This window comes from Photobacterium panuliri (assembly GCF_059920555.1).
Genome location: NZ_CP197192.1, coordinates 548,103 through 566,197, shown reverse-complemented (window position 1 = coordinate 566,197; position 18,095 = coordinate 548,103). Strand labels below are relative to the sequence as shown.

Sequence of the window (18,095 nt, the reverse complement as noted above, 5' to 3'; positions counted from 1 at the left end):
AACTCTGAGTCACCTCAAAATTCTATGGTGACTTGCTTGACTCTCAAGCAAGTGCAAATTGGAGCCTGGCGATGTCCTACTCTCACATGGGGAGGCCCCACACTACCATCGGCGCTGTTACGTTTCACTGCTGAGTTCGGCATGGGATCAGGTGGGTCCATAACGCTATGGTCGCCAAGCAAATTCGTTTATCTGCCGCCTCTCGGCCGCAAATAGCAATCTGGGAAAGTTAACTAGTTATCTCAAGCACTGTCATTCAAGTGCTCATGGAGTCCGATAAAACCCCTTGGGTGTTGTATGGTTAAGCCTCACGGGCAATTAGTACAGGTTAGCTCAACGCCTCACAGCGCTTACACACCCTGCCTATCTACGTCGTAGTCTCCAACAACCCTTCAGGATACTTAAAGTATCAGGGATGACTCATCTTGAGGCTCGCTTCCCGCTTAGATGCTTTCAGCGGTTATCGATTCCGAACTTAGCTACCGGGCAATGCGTCTGGCGACACAACCCGAACACCAGAGGTTCGTCCACTCCGGTCCTCTCGTACTAGGAGCAGCCCCTCTCAATCATCCAGCGCCCACGGCAGATAGGGACCGAACTGTCTCACGACGTTCTAAACCCAGCTCGCGTACCACTTTAAATGGCGAACAGCCATACCCTTGGGACCGACTTCAGCCCCAGGATGTGATGAGCCGACATCGAGGTGCCAAACACCGCCGTCGATATGAACTCTTGGGCGGTATCAGCCTGTTATCCCCGGAGTACCTTTTATCCGTTGAGCGATGGCCCTTCCATACAGAACCACCGGATCACTATGACCTGCTTTCGCACCTGCTCGAACCGTCATTCTCGCAGTCAAGCGGGCTTATGCCATTGCACTAACCTCACGATGTCCGACCGTGATTAGCCCACCTTCGTGCTCCTCCGTTACTCTTTGGGAGGAGACCGCCCCAGTCAAACTACCCACCAGGCACTGTCCGTACCCCCGATAAGGGGGCGACGTTAGAACATCAACACTACAAGGGTGGTATTTCAAGGACGGCTCCACAGATACTGGCGTACCTGCTTCGAAGCCTCCCACCTATCCTACACATGTAGGGTCAATGTTCAGTGCCAAGCTGTAGTAAAGGTTCACGGGGTCTTTCCGTCTAGCCGCGGGTACGCAGCATCTTCACTGCGATTTCAATTTCACTGAGTCTCGGGTGGAGACAGCGTGGCCATCATTACGCCATTCGTGCAGGTCGGAACTTACCCGACAAGGAATTTCGCTACCTTAGGACCGTTATAGTTACGGCCGCCGTTTACCGGGGCTTCGATCAAGAGCTTCGCTTGCGCTAACCCCATCAATTAACCTTCCGGCACCGGGCAGGCGTCACACCGTATACGTCATCTTTCGATTTTGCACAGTGCTGTGTTTTTAATAAACAGTTGCAGCCACCTGGTATCTGCGACTTCCGATAGCTCCATCCGCGAGGGACTTCACCGTCAGAAGCGTACCTTCTCCCGAAGTTACGGTACCATTTTGCCTAGTTCCTTCACCCGAGTTCTCTCAAGCGCCTTGGTATTCTCTACCCGACCACCTGTGTCGGTTTGGGGTACGATTCCTTGCTATCTGAAGCTTAGAGGCTTTTCCCGGAAGCATGGCATCAATGACTTCAGCACCGTAGTGCCTCGACGTCGTATCTCAGCCTTGAGATGGTCCGGATTTGCCTAAACCATCAGCCTACATACTTGAACCTGGACAACCGTCGCCAGGCCCACCTAGCCTTCTCCGTCCCCCCATCGCAATAGCAAGAAGTACGGGAATATTAACCCGTTTCCCATCGACTACGCCTTTCGGCCTCGCCTTAGGGGTCGACTCACCCTGCCCCGATTAACGTTGGACAGGAACCCTTGGTCTTCCGGCGAGGAGGTTTTTCACCCCCTTTGTCGTTACTCATGTCAGCATTCGCACTTCTGATACCTCCAGCGCCCCTTACAGGACACCTTCAGCGGCTTACAGAACGCTCCCCTACCCAATACAATAAATTGCATTGCCGCAGCTTCGGTGTATCGCTTAGCCCCGTTAAATCTTCCGCGCAGGCCGACTCGACCAGTGAGCTATTACGCTTTCTTTAAATGATGGCTGCTTCTAAGCCAACATCCTGGCTGTCTGAGCCTTCCCACATCGTTTCCCACTTAGCGATAACTTTGGGACCTTAGCTGGCGGTCTGGGTTGTTTCCCTCTCCACGACGGACGTTAGCACCCGCCGTGTGTCTCCCGGATAGTACTTACTGGTATTCGGAGTTTGCAAAGGGTTGGTAAGTCGGGATGACCCCCTAGCCTTAACAGTGCTCTACCCCCAGTAGTATTCGTCCGAGGCGCTACCTAAATAGCTTTCGGGGAGAACCAGCTATCTCCGAGTTTGATTGGCCTTTCACCCCTAGCCACAAGTCATCCGCTAATTTTTCAACATTAGTCGGTTCGGTCCTCCAGTAAGTGTTACCTCACCTTCAACCTGCCCATGGCTAGATCACTCGGTTTCGGGTCTAATCCTAGCAACTGAACGCCCAGTTAAGACTCGGTTTCCCTACGGCTCCCCTATACGGTTAACCTTGCTACTAAAATTAAGTCGCTGACCCATTATACAAAAGGTACGCAGTCACAGGACAAGCCTGCTCCTACTGCTTGTACGTACACGGTTTCAGGTTCTATTTCACTCCCCTCACAGGGGTTCTTTTCGCCTTTCCCTCACGGTACTGGTTCACTATCGGTCAGTCAGGAGTATTTAGCCTTGGAGGATGGTCCCCCCATGTTCAGACAGGATAACACGTGTCCCGTCCTACTCGATTTCACTGTAAAGGCACCGTCGGCTACGGGGCTGTCACCCTGTATCGCCACGCTTTCCAGCGTGTTCGCCTAGTGCCAATTCAACTTAAGGGCTAATCCGGTTTCGCTCGCCGCTACTGCCGGAATCTCGGTTGATTTCTTTTCCTCGGGGTACTTAGATGTTTCAGTTCCCCCGGTTCGCCTCACAATGCTATGTATTCACATTGAGATAACTGCTTATGCAGCTGGGTTTCCCCATTCGGAAATCCAAGACTCGAGTGGCTCTTACTGCCTCGTCTTGGCTTATCGCAAGTTAGTACGTCCTTCATCGCCTCTGACTGCCCAGGCATCCACCGTGTACGCTTAGTCACTTAACCATACAACCCCAAGAGGTTTCGTATGTTCAAACAACCAAGGTTGTCTATCTGAGTTGTGATAGACGTTGTTTTGCCGGACTTCTTACACAAGACACTTGAATGTGTGTTGCTTGAGAACTCGTTCCTACTCGTTAGAGTAGAAACTATAAATCAATCATTCGATTGAATTTACTAGTCAGCTTTCCAGATTGTTAAAGAGCATGCAATTCTTTCGAACCACTTTCTAATGATTTTCGGCGGCAAAAATGCGGACCCAACAAAGTCAACCTTCATTGAATCTGCGTATCCGTGCAGAAAATACTTAGAGAGTGGTGGGCGATACCGGGCTCGAACCAGTGACCCCCTGCTTGTAAGGCAGGTGCTCTCCCAACTGAGCTAATCGCCCACGATAGTTTTGATTCCTTCGCGAGAAAGAATGGTGGGTCGTGCAGGATTCGAACCTGCGACCAATTGATTAAAAGTCAACTGCTCTACCAACTGAGCTAACGACCCGTGGCGTCCCATAGGGGAGTCGAACCCCTGTTACCGCCGTGAAAGGGCGGTGTCCTAGGCCTCTAGACGAATGGGACTAAGTTTTCCGGGCTTGGGCATCCGAAACATGTTCTCTACTTTTTCGACCAGGCAATCTGTGTGGACACTGCGTCAAAAGCGCAGTCATATCGTTAAGGAGGTGATCCAGCCCCAGGTTCCCCTAGGGCTACCTTGTTACGACTTCACCCCAGTCATGAACCACACCGTGGTAAACGCCCTCCCGAAGGTTAAGCTATCTACTTCTGGTGCAGCCCACTCCCATGGTGTGACGGGCGGTGTGTACAAGGCCCGGGAACGTATTCACCGTGGCATTCTGATCCACGATTACTAGCGATTCCGACTTCATGGAGTCGAGTTGCAGACTCCAATCCGGACTACGACGTACTTTGTGGGATTCGCTCACCATCGCTGGTTGGCCGCCCTCTGTATACGCCATTGTAGCACGTGTGTAGCCCTACTCGTAAGGGCCATGATGACTTGACGTCGTCCCCACCTTCCTCCGGTTTATCACCGGCAGTCTCCCTGGAGTTCCCGCCATTACGCGCTGGCAAACAAGGATAGGGGTTGCGCTCGTTGCGGGACTTAACCCAACATTTCACAACACGAGCTGACGACAGCCATGCAGCACCTGTCTCAGAGTTCCCGAAGGCACCAATCCATCTCTGGAAAGTTCTCTGGATGTCAAGAGTAGGTAAGGTTCTTCGCGTTGCATCGAATTAAACCACATGCTCCACCGCTTGTGCGGGCCCCCGTCAATTCATTTGAGTTTTAATCTTGCGACCGTACTCCCCAGGCGGTCTACTTAACGCGTTAGCTCCGAAAGCCACTCCTCAAGGGAACAGCCTCCAAGTAGACATCGTTTACGGCGTGGACTACCAGGGTATCTAATCCTGTTTGCTCCCCACGCTTTCGCATCTGAGCGTCAGTCTTTGTCCAGGGGGCCGCCTTCGCCACCGGTATTCCTTCAGATCTCTACGCATTTCACCGCTACACCTGAAATTCTACCCCCCTCTACAAGACTCTAGCCTGCCAGTTCCAAATGCTATTCCGAGGTTGAGCCCCGGGCTTTCACATCTGGCTTAACAAGCCGCCTGCATGCGCTTTACGCCCAGTAATTCCGATTAACGCTCGCACCCTCCGTATTACCGCGGCTGCTGGCACGGAGTTAGCCGGTGCTTCTTCTGTAGGTAACGTCAAACAATGCCGCTATTAACGACACTGCCTTCCTCCCTACTGAAAGTGCTTTACAACCCGAAGGCCTTCTTCACACACGCGGCATGGCTGCATCAGGGTTTCCCCCATTGTGCAATATTCCCCACTGCTGCCTCCCGTAGGAGTCTGGACCGTGTCTCAGTTCCAGTGTGGCTGATCATCCTCTCAGACCAGCTAGGGATCGTCGCCTAGGTGAGCCGTTACCCCACCTACTAGCTAATCCCACCTGGGCCAATCTTGGCGCGAGAGGCCCGAAGGTCCCCCTCTTTGGTCCGTAGACGTTATGCGGTATTAGCCATCGTTTCCAATGGTTATCCCCCACACCAAGGCATGTTCCCAGGCATTACTCACCCGTCCGCCGCTCGTCATCTCCAAAAGCAAGCTTTTGGAATGTTACCGCTCGACTTGCATGTGTTAGGCCTGCCGCCAGCGTTCAATCTGAGCCATGATCAAACTCTTCAATTAAAGTTTTGGTGTTTCCGAAGAAACGGCTCAGTGATTACTGATAAATTGACTGTGCCGGTATTGCTACCGATTTGGTCACTCAGTTCACTGATTTAAATCTTTTGACTAAATCTTTTCACGAGTGCCCACACAGATTGCATGGTCAAATTGTTAAAGAACATTGGCTTTCCGCGCCGAGGCGCTCAAGCGAGGTGCGTATAATACGCCACACACTTTGAAAGTCAACATAAAACTCTGAGTCACCTCAAAATTCTATGGTGACTTGCTTGACTCTCAAGCAAGTGCAAATTGGAGCCTGGCGATGTCCTACTCTCACATGGGGAGGCCCCACACTACCATCGGCGCTGTTACGTTTCACTGCTGAGTTCGGCATGGGATCAGGTGGGTCCATAACGCTATGGTCGCCAAGCAAATTCGTTTATCTGCCGCCTCTCGGCCGCAAATAGCAATCTGGGAAAGTTAACTAGTTATCTCAAGCACTGTCATTCAAGTGCTCATGGAGTCCGATAAAACCCCTTGGGTGTTGTATGGTTAAGCCTCACGGGCAATTAGTACAGGTTAGCTCAACGCCTCACAGCGCTTACACACCCTGCCTATCTACGTCGTAGTCTCCAACAACCCTTCAGGATACTTAAAGTATCAGGGATGACTCATCTTGAGGCTCGCTTCCCGCTTAGATGCTTTCAGCGGTTATCGATTCCGAACTTAGCTACCGGGCAATGCGTCTGGCGACACAACCCGAACACCAGAGGTTCGTCCACTCCGGTCCTCTCGTACTAGGAGCAGCCCCTCTCAATCATCCAGCGCCCACGGCAGATAGGGACCGAACTGTCTCACGACGTTCTAAACCCAGCTCGCGTACCACTTTAAATGGCGAACAGCCATACCCTTGGGACCGACTTCAGCCCCAGGATGTGATGAGCCGACATCGAGGTGCCAAACACCGCCGTCGATATGAACTCTTGGGCGGTATCAGCCTGTTATCCCCGGAGTACCTTTTATCCGTTGAGCGATGGCCCTTCCATACAGAACCACCGGATCACTATGACCTGCTTTCGCACCTGCTCGAACCGTCATTCTCGCAGTCAAGCGGGCTTATGCCATTGCACTAACCTCACGATGTCCGACCGTGATTAGCCCACCTTCGTGCTCCTCCGTTACTCTTTGGGAGGAGACCGCCCCAGTCAAACTACCCACCAGGCACTGTCCGTACCCCCGATAAGGGGGCGACGTTAGAACATCAACACTACAAGGGTGGTATTTCAAGGACGGCTCCACAGATACTGGCGTACCTGCTTCGAAGCCTCCCACCTATCCTACACATGTAGGGTCAATGTTCAGTGCCAAGCTGTAGTAAAGGTTCACGGGGTCTTTCCGTCTAGCCGCGGGTACGCAGCATCTTCACTGCGATTTCAATTTCACTGAGTCTCGGGTGGAGACAGCGTGGCCATCATTACGCCATTCGTGCAGGTCGGAACTTACCCGACAAGGAATTTCGCTACCTTAGGACCGTTATAGTTACGGCCGCCGTTTACCGGGGCTTCGATCAAGAGCTTCGCTTGCGCTAACCCCATCAATTAACCTTCCGGCACCGGGCAGGCGTCACACCGTATACGTCATCTTTCGATTTTGCACAGTGCTGTGTTTTTAATAAACAGTTGCAGCCACCTGGTATCTGCGACTTCCGATAGCTCCATCCGCGAGGGACTTCACCGTCAGAAGCGTACCTTCTCCCGAAGTTACGGTACCATTTTGCCTAGTTCCTTCACCCGAGTTCTCTCAAGCGCCTTGGTATTCTCTACCCGACCACCTGTGTCGGTTTGGGGTACGATTCCTTGCTATCTGAAGCTTAGAGGCTTTTCCCGGAAGCATGGCATCAATGACTTCAGCACCGTAGTGCCTCGACATCGTATCTCAGCCTTGAGATGGTCCGGATTTGCCTAAACCATCAGCCTACATACTTGAACCTGGACAACCGTCGCCAGGCCCACCTAGCCTTCTCCGTCCCCCCATCGCAATAGCAAGAAGTACGGGAATATTAACCCGTTTCCCATCGACTACGCCTTTCGGCCTCGCCTTAGGGGTCGACTCACCCTGCCCCGATTAACGTTGGACAGGAACCCTTGGTCTTCCGGCGAGGAGGTTTTTCACCCCCTTTGTCGTTACTCATGTCAGCATTCGCACTTCTGATACCTCCAGCGCCCCTTACAGGACACCTTCAGCGGCTTACAGAACGCTCCCCTACCCAATACAATAAATTGCATTGCCGCAGCTTCGGTGTATCGCTTAGCCCCGTTAAATCTTCCGCGCAGGCCGACTCGACCAGTGAGCTATTACGCTTTCTTTAAATGATGGCTGCTTCTAAGCCAACATCCTGGCTGTCTGAGCCTTCCCACATCGTTTCCCACTTAGCGATAACTTTGGGACCTTAGCTGGCGGTCTGGGTTGTTTCCCTCTCCACGACGGACGTTAGCACCCGCCGTGTGTCTCCCGGATAGTACTTACTGGTATTCGGAGTTTGCAAAGGGTTGGTAAGTCGGGATGACCCCCTAGCCTTAACAGTGCTCTACCCCCAGTAGTATTCGTCCGAGGCGCTACCTAAATAGCTTTCGGGGAGAACCAGCTATCTCCGAGTTTGATTGGCCTTTCACCCCTAGCCACAAGTCATCCGCTAATTTTTCAACATTAGTCGGTTCGGTCCTCCAGTAAGTGTTACCTCACCTTCAACCTGCCCATGGCTAGATCACTCGGTTTCGGGTCTAATCCTAGCAACTGAACGCCCAGTTAAGACTCGGTTTCCCTACGGCTCCCCTATACGGTTAACCTTGCTACTAAAATTAAGTCGCTGACCCATTATACAAAAGGTACGCAGTCACAGGACAAGCCTGCTCCTACTGCTTGTACGTACACGGTTTCAGGTTCTATTTCACTCCCCTCACAGGGGTTCTTTTCGCCTTTCCCTCACGGTACTGGTTCACTATCGGTCAGTCAGGAGTATTTAGCCTTGGAGGATGGTCCCCCCATGTTCAGACAGGATAACACGTGTCCCGTCCTACTCGATTTCACTGTAAAGGCACCGTCGGCTACGGGGCTGTCACCCTGTATCGCCACGCTTTCCAGCGTGTTCGCCTAGTGCCAATTCAACTTAAGGGCTAATCCGGTTTCGCTCGCCGCTACTGCCGGAATCTCGGTTGATTTCTTTTCCTCGGGGTACTTAGATGTTTCAGTTCCCCCGGTTCGCCTCACAATGCTATGTATTCACATTGAGATAACTGCTTATGCAGCTGGGTTTCCCCATTCGGAAATCCAAGACTCGAGTGGCTCTTACTGCCTCGTCTTGGCTTATCGCAAGTTAGTACGTCCTTCATCGCCTCTGACTGCCCAGGCATCCACCGTGTACGCTTAGTCACTTAACCATACAACCCCAAGAGGTTTCGTATGTTCAAACAACCAAGGTTGTCTATCTGAGTTGTGATAGACGTTGTTTTGCCGGACTTCTTACACAAGACACTTGAATGTGTGTTGCTTGAGAACTCGTTCCTACTCGTTAGAGTAGAAACTATAAATCAATCATTCGATTGAATTTACTAGTCAGCTTTCCAGATTGTTAAAGAGCATGCAATTCTTTCGAACCACTTTCTAATGATTTTCGGCGGCAAAAATGCGGACCCAACAAAGTCAACCTTCATTGAATCTGCGTATCCGTGCAGAAAATACTTAGAGAGTGGTGGGCGATACCGGGCTCGAACCAGTGACCCCCTGCTTGTAAGGCAGGTGCTCTCCCAACTGAGCTAATCGCCCACGATAGTTTTGATTCCTTCGCGAGAAAGAATGGTGGGTCGTGCAGGATTCGAACCTGCGACCAATTGATTAAAAGTCAACTGCTCTACCAACTGAGCTAACGACCCGTGGCGTCCCATAGGGGAGTCGAACCCCTGTTACCGCCGTGAAAGGGCGGTGTCCTAGGCCTCTAGACGAATGGGACTAAGTTTTTCCGGGCTTGGGCACCCGAAACATGTTCTCTACTTTTTCGACCAGGCAATCTGTGTGGACACTGCGTCAAAAGCGCAGTCATATCGTTAAGGAGGTGATCCAGCCCCAGGTTCCCCTAGGGCTACCTTGTTACGACTTCACCCCAGTCATGAACCACACCGTGGTAAACGCCCTCCCGAAGGTTAAGCTATCTACTTCTGGTGCAGCCCACTCCCATGGTGTGACGGGCGGTGTGTACAAGGCCCGGGAACGTATTCACCGTGGCATTCTGATCCACGATTACTAGCGATTCCGACTTCATGGAGTCGAGTTGCAGACTCCAATCCGGACTACGACGTACTTTGTGGGATTCGCTCACCATCGCTGGTTGGCCGCCCTCTGTATACGCCATTGTAGCACGTGTGTAGCCCTACTCGTAAGGGCCATGATGACTTGACGTCGTCCCCACCTTCCTCCGGTTTATCACCGGCAGTCTCCCTGGAGTTCCCACCATTACGTGCTGGCAAACAAGGATAGGGGTTGCGCTCGTTGCGGGACTTAACCCAACATTTCACAACACGAGCTGACGACAGCCATGCAGCACCTGTCTCAGAGTTCCCGAAGGCACCAATCCATCTCTGGAAAGTTCTCTGGATGTCAAGAGTAGGTAAGGTTCTTCGCGTTGCATCGAATTAAACCACATGCTCCACCGCTTGTGCGGGCCCCCGTCAATTCATTTGAGTTTTAATCTTGCGACCGTACTCCCCAGGCGGTCTACTTAACGCGTTAGCTCCGAAAGCCACTCCTCAAGGGAACAGCCTCCAAGTAGACATCGTTTACGGCGTGGACTACCAGGGTATCTAATCCTGTTTGCTCCCCACGCTTTCGCATCTGAGCGTCAGTCTTTGTCCAGGGGGCCGCCTTCGCCACCGGTATTCCTTCAGATCTCTACGCATTTCACCGCTACACCTGAAATTCTACCCCCCTCTACAAGACTCTAGCCTGCCAGTTCCAAATGCTATTCCGAGGTTGAGCCCCGGGCTTTCACATCTGGCTTAACAAGCCGCCTGCATGCGCTTTACGCCCAGTAATTCCGATTAACGCTCGCACCCTCCGTATTACCGCGGCTGCTGGCACGGAGTTAGCCGGTGCTTCTTCTGTAGGTAACGTCAAACAATGCCGCTATTAACGACACTGCCTTCCTCCCTACTGAAAGTGCTTTACAACCCGAAGGCCTTCTTCACACACGCGGCATGGCTGCATCAGGGTTTCCCCCATTGTGCAATATTCCCCACTGCTGCCTCCCGTAGGAGTCTGGACCGTGTCTCAGTTCCAGTGTGGCTGATCATCCTCTCAGACCAGCTAGGGATCGTCGCCTAGGTGAGCCGTTACCCCACCTACTAGCTAATCCCACCTGGGCCAATCTTGGCGCGAGAGGCCCGAAGGTCCCCCTCTTTGGTCCGTAGACGTTATGCGGTATTAGCCATCGTTTCCAATGGTTATCCCCCACACCAAGGCATGTTCCCAGGCATTACTCACCCGTCCGCCGCTCGTCATCTCCAAAAGCAAGCTTTTGGAATGTTACCGCTCGACTTGCATGTGTTAGGCCTGCCGCCAGCGTTCAATCTGAGCCATGATCAAACTCTTCAATTAAAGTTTTGGTGTTTCCGAAGAAACGGCTCAGTGATTACTGATAAATTGACTGTGCCGGTATTGCTACCGATTTGGTCACTCAGTTCACTGATTTAAATCTTTTGACTAAATCTTTTGACTAAATCTTTTCACGAGTGCCCACACAGATTGCATGGTCAAATTGTTAAAGAACGTTGACTATCAATGCGTTAGCGCGTTGCGCTTCAGCAAGTCAGGTGGCGTATAATACGCTTTTCTGATATCCAGTCAAGACAAAACTTTCATCTTTTTTGCCACTTGGCGAGAAAGTGAAAACCTTCTGTTGACTCCGCTCACATTGCAACCAGCCGGAGCGAAAGAAAAGCCCGTTGTAGCCAACGGGCTTCCTAAATTTTGAGCCTGGCGATGTCCTACTCTCACATGGGGAGGCCCCACACTACCATCGGCGCTGTTACGTTTCACTGCTGAGTTCGGCATGGGATCAGGTGGGTCCATAACGCTATGGTCGCCAAGCAAATTCGTTTATCTGCCGCCTCTCGGCCGCAAATAGCAATCTGGGAAAGTTAACTAGTTATCTCAAGCACTGTCATTCAAGTGCTCATGGAGTCCGATAAAACCCCTTGGGTGTTGTATGGTTAAGCCTCACGGGCAATTAGTACAGGTTAGCTCAACGCCTCACAGCGCTTACACACCCTGCCTATCTACGTCGTAGTCTCCAACAACCCTTCAGGATACTTAAAGTATCAGGGATGACTCATCTTGAGGCTCGCTTCCCGCTTAGATGCTTTCAGCGGTTATCGATTCCGAACTTAGCTACCGGGCAATGCGTCTGGCGACACAACCCGAACACCAGAGGTTCGTCCACTCCGGTCCTCTCGTACTAGGAGCAGCCCCTCTCAATCATCCAGCGCCCACGGCAGATAGGGACCGAACTGTCTCACGACGTTCTAAACCCAGCTCGCGTACCACTTTAAATGGCGAACAGCCATACCCTTGGGACCGACTTCAGCCCCAGGATGTGATGAGCCGACATCGAGGTGCCAAACACCGCCGTCGATATGAACTCTTGGGCGGTATCAGCCTGTTATCCCCGGAGTACCTTTTATCCGTTGAGCGATGGCCCTTCCATACAGAACCACCGGATCACTATGACCTGCTTTCGCACCTGCTCGAACCGTCATTCTCGCAGTCAAGCGGGCTTATGCCATTGCACTAACCTCACGATGTCCGACCGTGATTAGCCCACCTTCGTGCTCCTCCGTTACTCTTTGGGAGGAGACCGCCCCAGTCAAACTACCCACCAGGCACTGTCCGTACCCCCGATAAGGGGGCGACGTTAGAACATCAACACTACAAGGGTGGTATTTCAAGGACGGCTCCACAGATACTGGCGTACCTGCTTCGAAGCCTCCCACCTATCCTACACATGTAGGGTCAATGTTCAGTGCCAAGCTGTAGTAAAGGTTCACGGGGTCTTTCCGTCTAGCCGCGGGTACGCAGCATCTTCACTGCGATTTCAATTTCACTGAGTCTCGGGTGGAGACAGCGTGGCCATCATTACGCCATTCGTGCAGGTCGGAACTTACCCGACAAGGAATTTCGCTACCTTAGGACCGTTATAGTTACGGCCGCCGTTTACCGGGGCTTCGATCAAGAGCTTCGCTTGCGCTAACCCCATCAATTAACCTTCCGGCACCGGGCAGGCGTCACACCGTATACGTCATCTTTCGATTTTGCACAGTGCTGTGTTTTTAATAAACAGTTGCAGCCACCTGGTATCTGCGACTTCCGATAGCTCCATCCGCGAGGGACTTCACCGTCAGAAGCGTACCTTCTCCCGAAGTTACGGTACCATTTTGCCTAGTTCCTTCACCCGAGTTCTCTCAAGCGCCTTGGTATTCTCTACCCGACCACCTGTGTCGGTTTGGGGTACGATTCCTTGCTATCTGAAGCTTAGAGGCTTTTCCCGGAAGCATGGCATCAATGACTTCAGCACCGTAGTGCCTCGACGTCGTATCTCAGCCTTGAGATGGTCCGGATTTGCCTAAACCATCAGCCTACATACTTGAACCTGGACAACCGTCGCCAGGCCCACCTAGCCTTCTCCGTCCCCCCATCGCAATAGCAAGAAGTACGGGAATATTAACCCGTTTCCCATCGACTACGCCTTTCGGCCTCGCCTTAGGGGTCGACTCACCCTGCCCCGATTAACGTTGGACAGGAACCCTTGGTCTTCCGGCGAGGAGGTTTTTCACCCCCTTTGTCGTTACTCATGTCAGCATTCGCACTTCTGATACCTCCAGCGCCCCTTACAGGACACCTTCAGCGGCTTACAGAACGCTCCCCTACCCAATGTGAACAAGTCACATTGCCGCAGCTTCGGTGTATCGCTTAGCCCCGTTAAATCTTCCGCGCAGGCCGACTCGACCAGTGAGCTATTACGCTTTCTTTAAATGATGGCTGCTTCTAAGCCAACATCCTGGCTGTCTGAGCCTTCCCACATCGTTTCCCACTTAGCGATAACTTTGGGACCTTAGCTGGCGGTCTGGGTTGTTTCCCTCTCCACGACGGACGTTAGCACCCGCCGTGTGTCTCCCGGATAGTACTTACTGGTATTCGGAGTTTGCAAAGGGTTGGTAAGTCGGGATGACCCCCTAGCCTTAACAGTGCTCTACCCCCAGTAGTATTCGTCCGAGGCGCTACCTAAATAGCTTTCGGGGAGAACCAGCTATCTCCGAGTTTGATTGGCCTTTCACCCCTAGCCACAAGTCATCCGCTAATTTTTCAACATTAGTCGGTTCGGTCCTCCAGTAAGTGTTACCTCACCTTCAACCTGCCCATGGCTAGATCACTCGGTTTCGGGTCTAATCCTAGCAACTGAACGCCCAGTTAAGACTCGGTTTCCCTACGGCTCCCCTATACGGTTAACCTTGCTACTAAAATTAAGTCGCTGACCCATTATACAAAAGGTACGCAGTCACAGGACAAGCCTGCTCCTACTGCTTGTACGTACACGGTTTCAGGTTCTATTTCACTCCCCTCACAGGGGTTCTTTTCGCCTTTCCCTCACGGTACTGGTTCACTATCGGTCAGTCAGGAGTATTTAGCCTTGGAGGATGGTCCCCCCATGTTCAGACAGGATAACACGTGTCCCGTCCTACTCGATTTCACTGTAAAGGCACCGTCGGCTACGGGGCTGTCACCCTGTATCGCCACGCTTTCCAGCGTGTTCGCCTAGTGCCAATTCAACTTAAGGGCTAATCCGGTTTCGCTCGCCGCTACTGCCGGAATCTCGGTTGATTTCTTTTCCTCGGGGTACTTAGATGTTTCAGTTCCCCCGGTTCGCCTCACAATGCTATGTATTCACATTGAGATAACTGCTTATGCAGCTGGGTTTCCCCATTCGGAAATCCAAGACTCGAGTGGCTCTTACTGCCTCGTCTTGGCTTATCGCAAGTTAGTACGTCCTTCATCGCCTCTGACTGCCCAGGCATCCACCGTGTACGCTTAGTCACTTAACCATACAACCCCAAGAGGTTTCGTATGTTCAAACAACCAAGGTTGTCTATCTGAGTTGTGATAGACGTTGTTTTGCCGGACTTCTTACACAAGACACTTGAATGTGTGTTGCTTGAGAACTCGTTCCTACTCGTTAGAGTAGAAACTATAAATCAATCGTTCGATTGAATTTACTAGTCAGCTTTCCAGATTGTTAAAGAGCATAACGCAAAAGCGTTAATCAATAACGGGTGTTATTGATTAGCACTCTTGCCTGTTCCAAAACCATTTCACCAAGCAATCTGTGTGGACACTGCGTCAAAAGCGCAGTCATATCGTTAAGGAGGTGATCCAGCCCCAGGTTCCCCTAGGGCTACCTTGTTACGACTTCACCCCAGTCATGAACCACACCGTGGTAAACGCCCCCCCGAAGGTTAAGCTATCTACTTCTGGTGCAGCCCACTCCCATGGTGTGACGGGCGGTGTGTACAAGGCCCGGGAACGTATTCACCGTGGCATTCTGATCCACGATTACTAGCGATTCCGACTTCATGGAGTCGAGTTGCAGACTCCAATCCGGACTACGACGTACTTTGTGGGATTCGCTCACCATCGCTGGTTGGCCGCCCTCTGTATACGCCATTGTAGCACGTGTGTAGCCCTACTCGTAAGGGCCATGATGACTTGACGTCGTCCCCACCTTCCTCCGGTTTATCACCGGCAGTCTCCCTGGAGTTCCCGCCATTACGCGCTGGCAAACAAGGATAGGGGTTGCGCTCGTTGCGGGACTTAACCCAACATTTCACAACACGAGCTGACGACAGCCATGCAGCACCTGTCTCAGAGTTCCCGAAGGCACCAATCCATCTCTGGAAAGTTCTCTGGATGTCAAGAGTAGGTAAGGTTCTTCGCGTTGCATCGAATTAAACCACATGCTCCACCGCTTGTGCGGGCCCCCGTCAATTCATTTGAGTTTTAATCTTGCGACCGTACTCCCCAGGCGGTCTACTTAACGCGTTAGCTCCGAAAGCCACTCCTCAAGGGAACAGCCTCCAAGTAGACATCGTTTACGGCGTGGACTACCAGGGTATCTAATCCTGTTTGCTCCCCACGCTTTCGCATCTGAGCGTCAGTCTTTGTCCAGGGGGCCGCCTTCGCCACCGGTATTCCTTCAGATCTCTACGCATTTCACCGCTACACCTGAAATTCTACCCCCCTCTACAAGACTCTAGCCTGCCAGTTCCAAATGCTATTCCGAGGTTGAGCCCCGGGCTTTCACATCTGGCTTAACAAGCCGCCTGCATGCGCTTTACGCCCAGTAATTCCGATTAACGCTCGCACCCTCCGTATTACCGCGGCTGCTGGCACGGAGTTAGCCGGTGCTTCTTCTGTAGGTAACGTCAAACAATGCCGCTATTAACGACACTGCCTTCCTCCCTACTGAAAGTGCTTTACAACCCGAAGGCCTTCTTCACACACGCGGCATGGCTGCATCAGGGTTTCCCCCATTGTGCAATATTCCCCACTGCTGCCTCCCGTAGGAGTCTGGACCGTGTCTCAGTTCCAGTGTGGCTGATCATCCTCTCAGACCAGCTAGGGATCGTCGCCTAGGTGAGCCGTTACCCCACCTACTAGCTAATCCCACCTGGGCCAATCTTGGCGCGAGAGGCCCGAAGGTCCCCCTCTTTGGTCCGTAGACGTTATGCGGTATTAGCCATCGTTTCCAATGGTTATCCCCCACACCAAGGCATGTTCCCAGGCATTACTCACCCGTCCGCCGCTCGTCATCTCCAAAAGCAAGCTTTTGGAATGTTACCGCTCGACTTGCATGTGTTAGGCCTGCCGCCAGCGTTCAATCTGAGCCATGATCAAACTCTTCAATTAAAGTTTTTGTGTTTCCGAAGAAACGACTCAGTGATTACTGATTTTCTTGTTTCCACTTTTTATAAAAAAGCAGAACCAAAAAGAATTGACTGTGGATACTAAAAGTATCAATGGTCACTCAGTTCACTGATTTAAATCTTTTGACTAAATCTTTTCACGAGTGCCCACACAGATTGCATGGTCAAATTGTTAAAGAACAATACCGACACCGTATTCACTGGCTGCCTTAGCTGCCGTATTCCGTGTCAGTGAGGCGGCATTATAGAGACTTCGCGCACACTGACAAGGCTTTTTTCCAAAAAAAATTCCGCCTGCTGGTTATTTCAGCTAATGTGAGAAAAACGGTTTCAAATTCAACATTAGAGCACCGTCACATTCACTTTCTGGCATTTCCAAGTCGATGAAAGTAATATCAATGTGACTCTGTTGTTAAAATGACCAGTAACGCCTTCTCTATCCTATGATGATGTAGTTGATTATGAAATTATCCAAACAAACCTTATTTCCGGTGCTAGTTATTGCCATTGTTGGAGGCATCATCTTTAGCTTCCTCCCTTTCTCACCTGGCATTGCTTTCGCACTCGGGGCATTTTGCACCGCTCTTATACTCCCTCTTATCCCTGGGGTCCCATTGGGCGATACTGACCAAGAAGAGTCAGGAAAAACAGCCAGTCGTACTTTGTACGTTGGCAACCTTCCTTACCGTGCTAATGAAAGCGAAGTCAAACAACTGTTTGCACAATATGGTGAGGTCTTTGCTGTTCGCTTGATGAAAGACAAGCGAACCGGCAAACGACGAGGATTTGGTTTTGTTGTGATGAACAGCAATGATGCCGAAATGGCCATTGAGCAACTAAACAATAAAGAATACGGACAACGCACACTGAAAGTCCGTGAAGCCAACGAACCTAAGAGCGGCGACGAGGAAAATTCAGAGAACGGCTCTGTGTAAAACCCAACGTACGCAAACTCTGTTTCAGTGTTGCCGGTATGTCGGCAGCACTGAAATAAGCATGGTTATTTCCAGAGCCGACATTTTCAGACGCCCCCAATAAGGTTCTCACTCTATTCGCAATGGCTTTACCCGAGTCAACAATCTGTACTGATTGTTCGAAAGCCTGCGTGATCTCTGTCTTGATTAAAGGGAAATGCGTACATCCCAATATTATCGTATCTACCCGTCCCTGCCATGGCTGCAAAATCCTACGTAGCTCATCCATATCAATAGGCTCTCTTCGCAACTTTTGCTCTGCCATTTCAACCAAGCGTGTCGAACCCAATCGAAGTACCTCACAATCACTGGCGAAATCTGCAATCAAGGTATCCGTGTACTGGCGTCTAACCGTTGCTGGCGTGGCAAGTAGTCCCAGTACTTTCTGCTGACTCAGTTGCGCTGCGGGTTTTATCGCCGGTACGACGCCAACAACTGGAATAGCCAACACGGATCGCAGAGCCGGCAATACAACAGTACTGGCCGTATTGCAGGCAACCACTACCAAATCAGCTTGGTAACCCGCTACCAATTCCGACACGATATGAAGTGTCCGTTCAATCAGCTCAGACTCCGGCAATTCACCATAGGGAAATGCGGCATTGTCAAACGTATAAATATATTGAAGACCTGGCATTTGAGCGCGGATTTCCTGATATACCGACAATCCACCAACACCCGAATCAAAAATTACTACCCGTTTCACTGTTTGCCCATTCACTTA

Annotated in this window: 2 protein-coding genes, 6 tRNA genes and 9 rRNA genes; 1 reads left to right on the top strand and 16 read right to left on the bottom strand. The window is 51.5% G+C overall.

Features of this window, described 5'->3' with window-relative positions:
* Nucleotides 1-63: 63 nt before the first annotated feature.
* The 15 genes from rrf (ACSF8X_RS02815) to ACSF8X_RS02745 form a co-directional block, all read right to left on the bottom strand.
* Nucleotides 64-179, bottom strand: a 5S ribosomal RNA gene (gene rrf / locus ACSF8X_RS02815).
* Between the two features lie 118 nt (nt 180-297).
* A 23S ribosomal RNA gene (locus ACSF8X_RS02810) occupies nt 298-3,186 on the bottom strand.
* Between the two features lie 309 nt (nt 3,187-3,495).
* Nucleotides 3,496-3,571 (bottom strand) — tRNA-Val (locus ACSF8X_RS02805).
* Between the two features lie 31 nt (nt 3,572-3,602).
* Nucleotides 3,603-3,678: transfer RNA gene (locus ACSF8X_RS02800), tRNA-Lys, on the bottom strand.
* A gap of 1 nt (nt 3,679) precedes the next feature.
* Nucleotides 3,680-3,755, bottom strand: a tRNA-Glu gene (locus tag ACSF8X_RS02795).
* 94 nt (nt 3,756-3,849) lie between these two features.
* Nucleotides 3,850-5,394: ribosomal RNA gene (locus tag ACSF8X_RS02790) — 16S ribosomal RNA — on the bottom strand.
* Between the two features lie 293 nt (nt 5,395-5,687).
* Nucleotides 5,688-5,803 (bottom strand): 5S ribosomal RNA (rrf, locus tag ACSF8X_RS02785).
* Nucleotides 5,804-5,921: 118 nt separating this feature from the next.
* Nucleotides 5,922-8,810, bottom strand: a 23S ribosomal RNA gene (locus ACSF8X_RS02780).
* A gap of 309 nt (nt 8,811-9,119) precedes the next feature.
* Nucleotides 9,120-9,195: transfer RNA gene (locus tag ACSF8X_RS02775), tRNA-Val, on the bottom strand.
* A gap of 31 nt (nt 9,196-9,226) precedes the next feature.
* A tRNA-Lys gene (locus tag ACSF8X_RS02770) sits at nt 9,227-9,302 on the bottom strand.
* A gap of 1 nt (nt 9,303) precedes the next feature.
* Nucleotides 9,304-9,379, bottom strand: a tRNA-Glu gene (locus ACSF8X_RS02765).
* A 95-nt stretch (nt 9,380-9,474) separates the two neighbouring features.
* Nucleotides 9,475-11,019 (bottom strand): 16S ribosomal RNA (locus ACSF8X_RS02760).
* Nucleotides 11,020-11,395: 376 nt separating this feature from the next.
* Nucleotides 11,396-11,511, bottom strand: a 5S ribosomal RNA gene (gene rrf, locus ACSF8X_RS02755).
* Between the two features lie 118 nt (nt 11,512-11,629).
* Nucleotides 11,630-14,519 (bottom strand): 23S ribosomal RNA (locus ACSF8X_RS02750).
* 316 nt (nt 14,520-14,835) lie between these two features.
* Nucleotides 14,836-16,380, bottom strand: a 16S ribosomal RNA gene (locus ACSF8X_RS02745).
* Together the 16S, 23S and 5S rRNA genes with 6 tRNA genes alongside form the textbook arrangement of a ribosomal RNA operon.
* 478 nt (nt 16,381-16,858) lie before the next feature.
* Here ACSF8X_RS02745 and ACSF8X_RS02740 point away from each other — a divergent pair.
* A complete protein-coding gene (locus tag ACSF8X_RS02740) occupies nt 16,859-17,332 on the top strand; it encodes an RNA recognition motif domain-containing protein (protein WP_500850650.1) in 474 nt (157 codons plus the stop codon).
* Here ACSF8X_RS02740 and murI read toward each other — a convergent pair.
* Complete coding sequence (gene murI, locus ACSF8X_RS02735; protein WP_047877586.1) at nt 17,289-18,092, bottom strand: glutamate racemase; 804 nt, start codon at nt 18,090-18,092, stop codon at nt 17,289-17,291. The genes ACSF8X_RS02740 and murI overlap by 44 nt on opposite strands.
* Between the last annotated feature and the right edge of the window lie 3 nt (nt 18,093-18,095).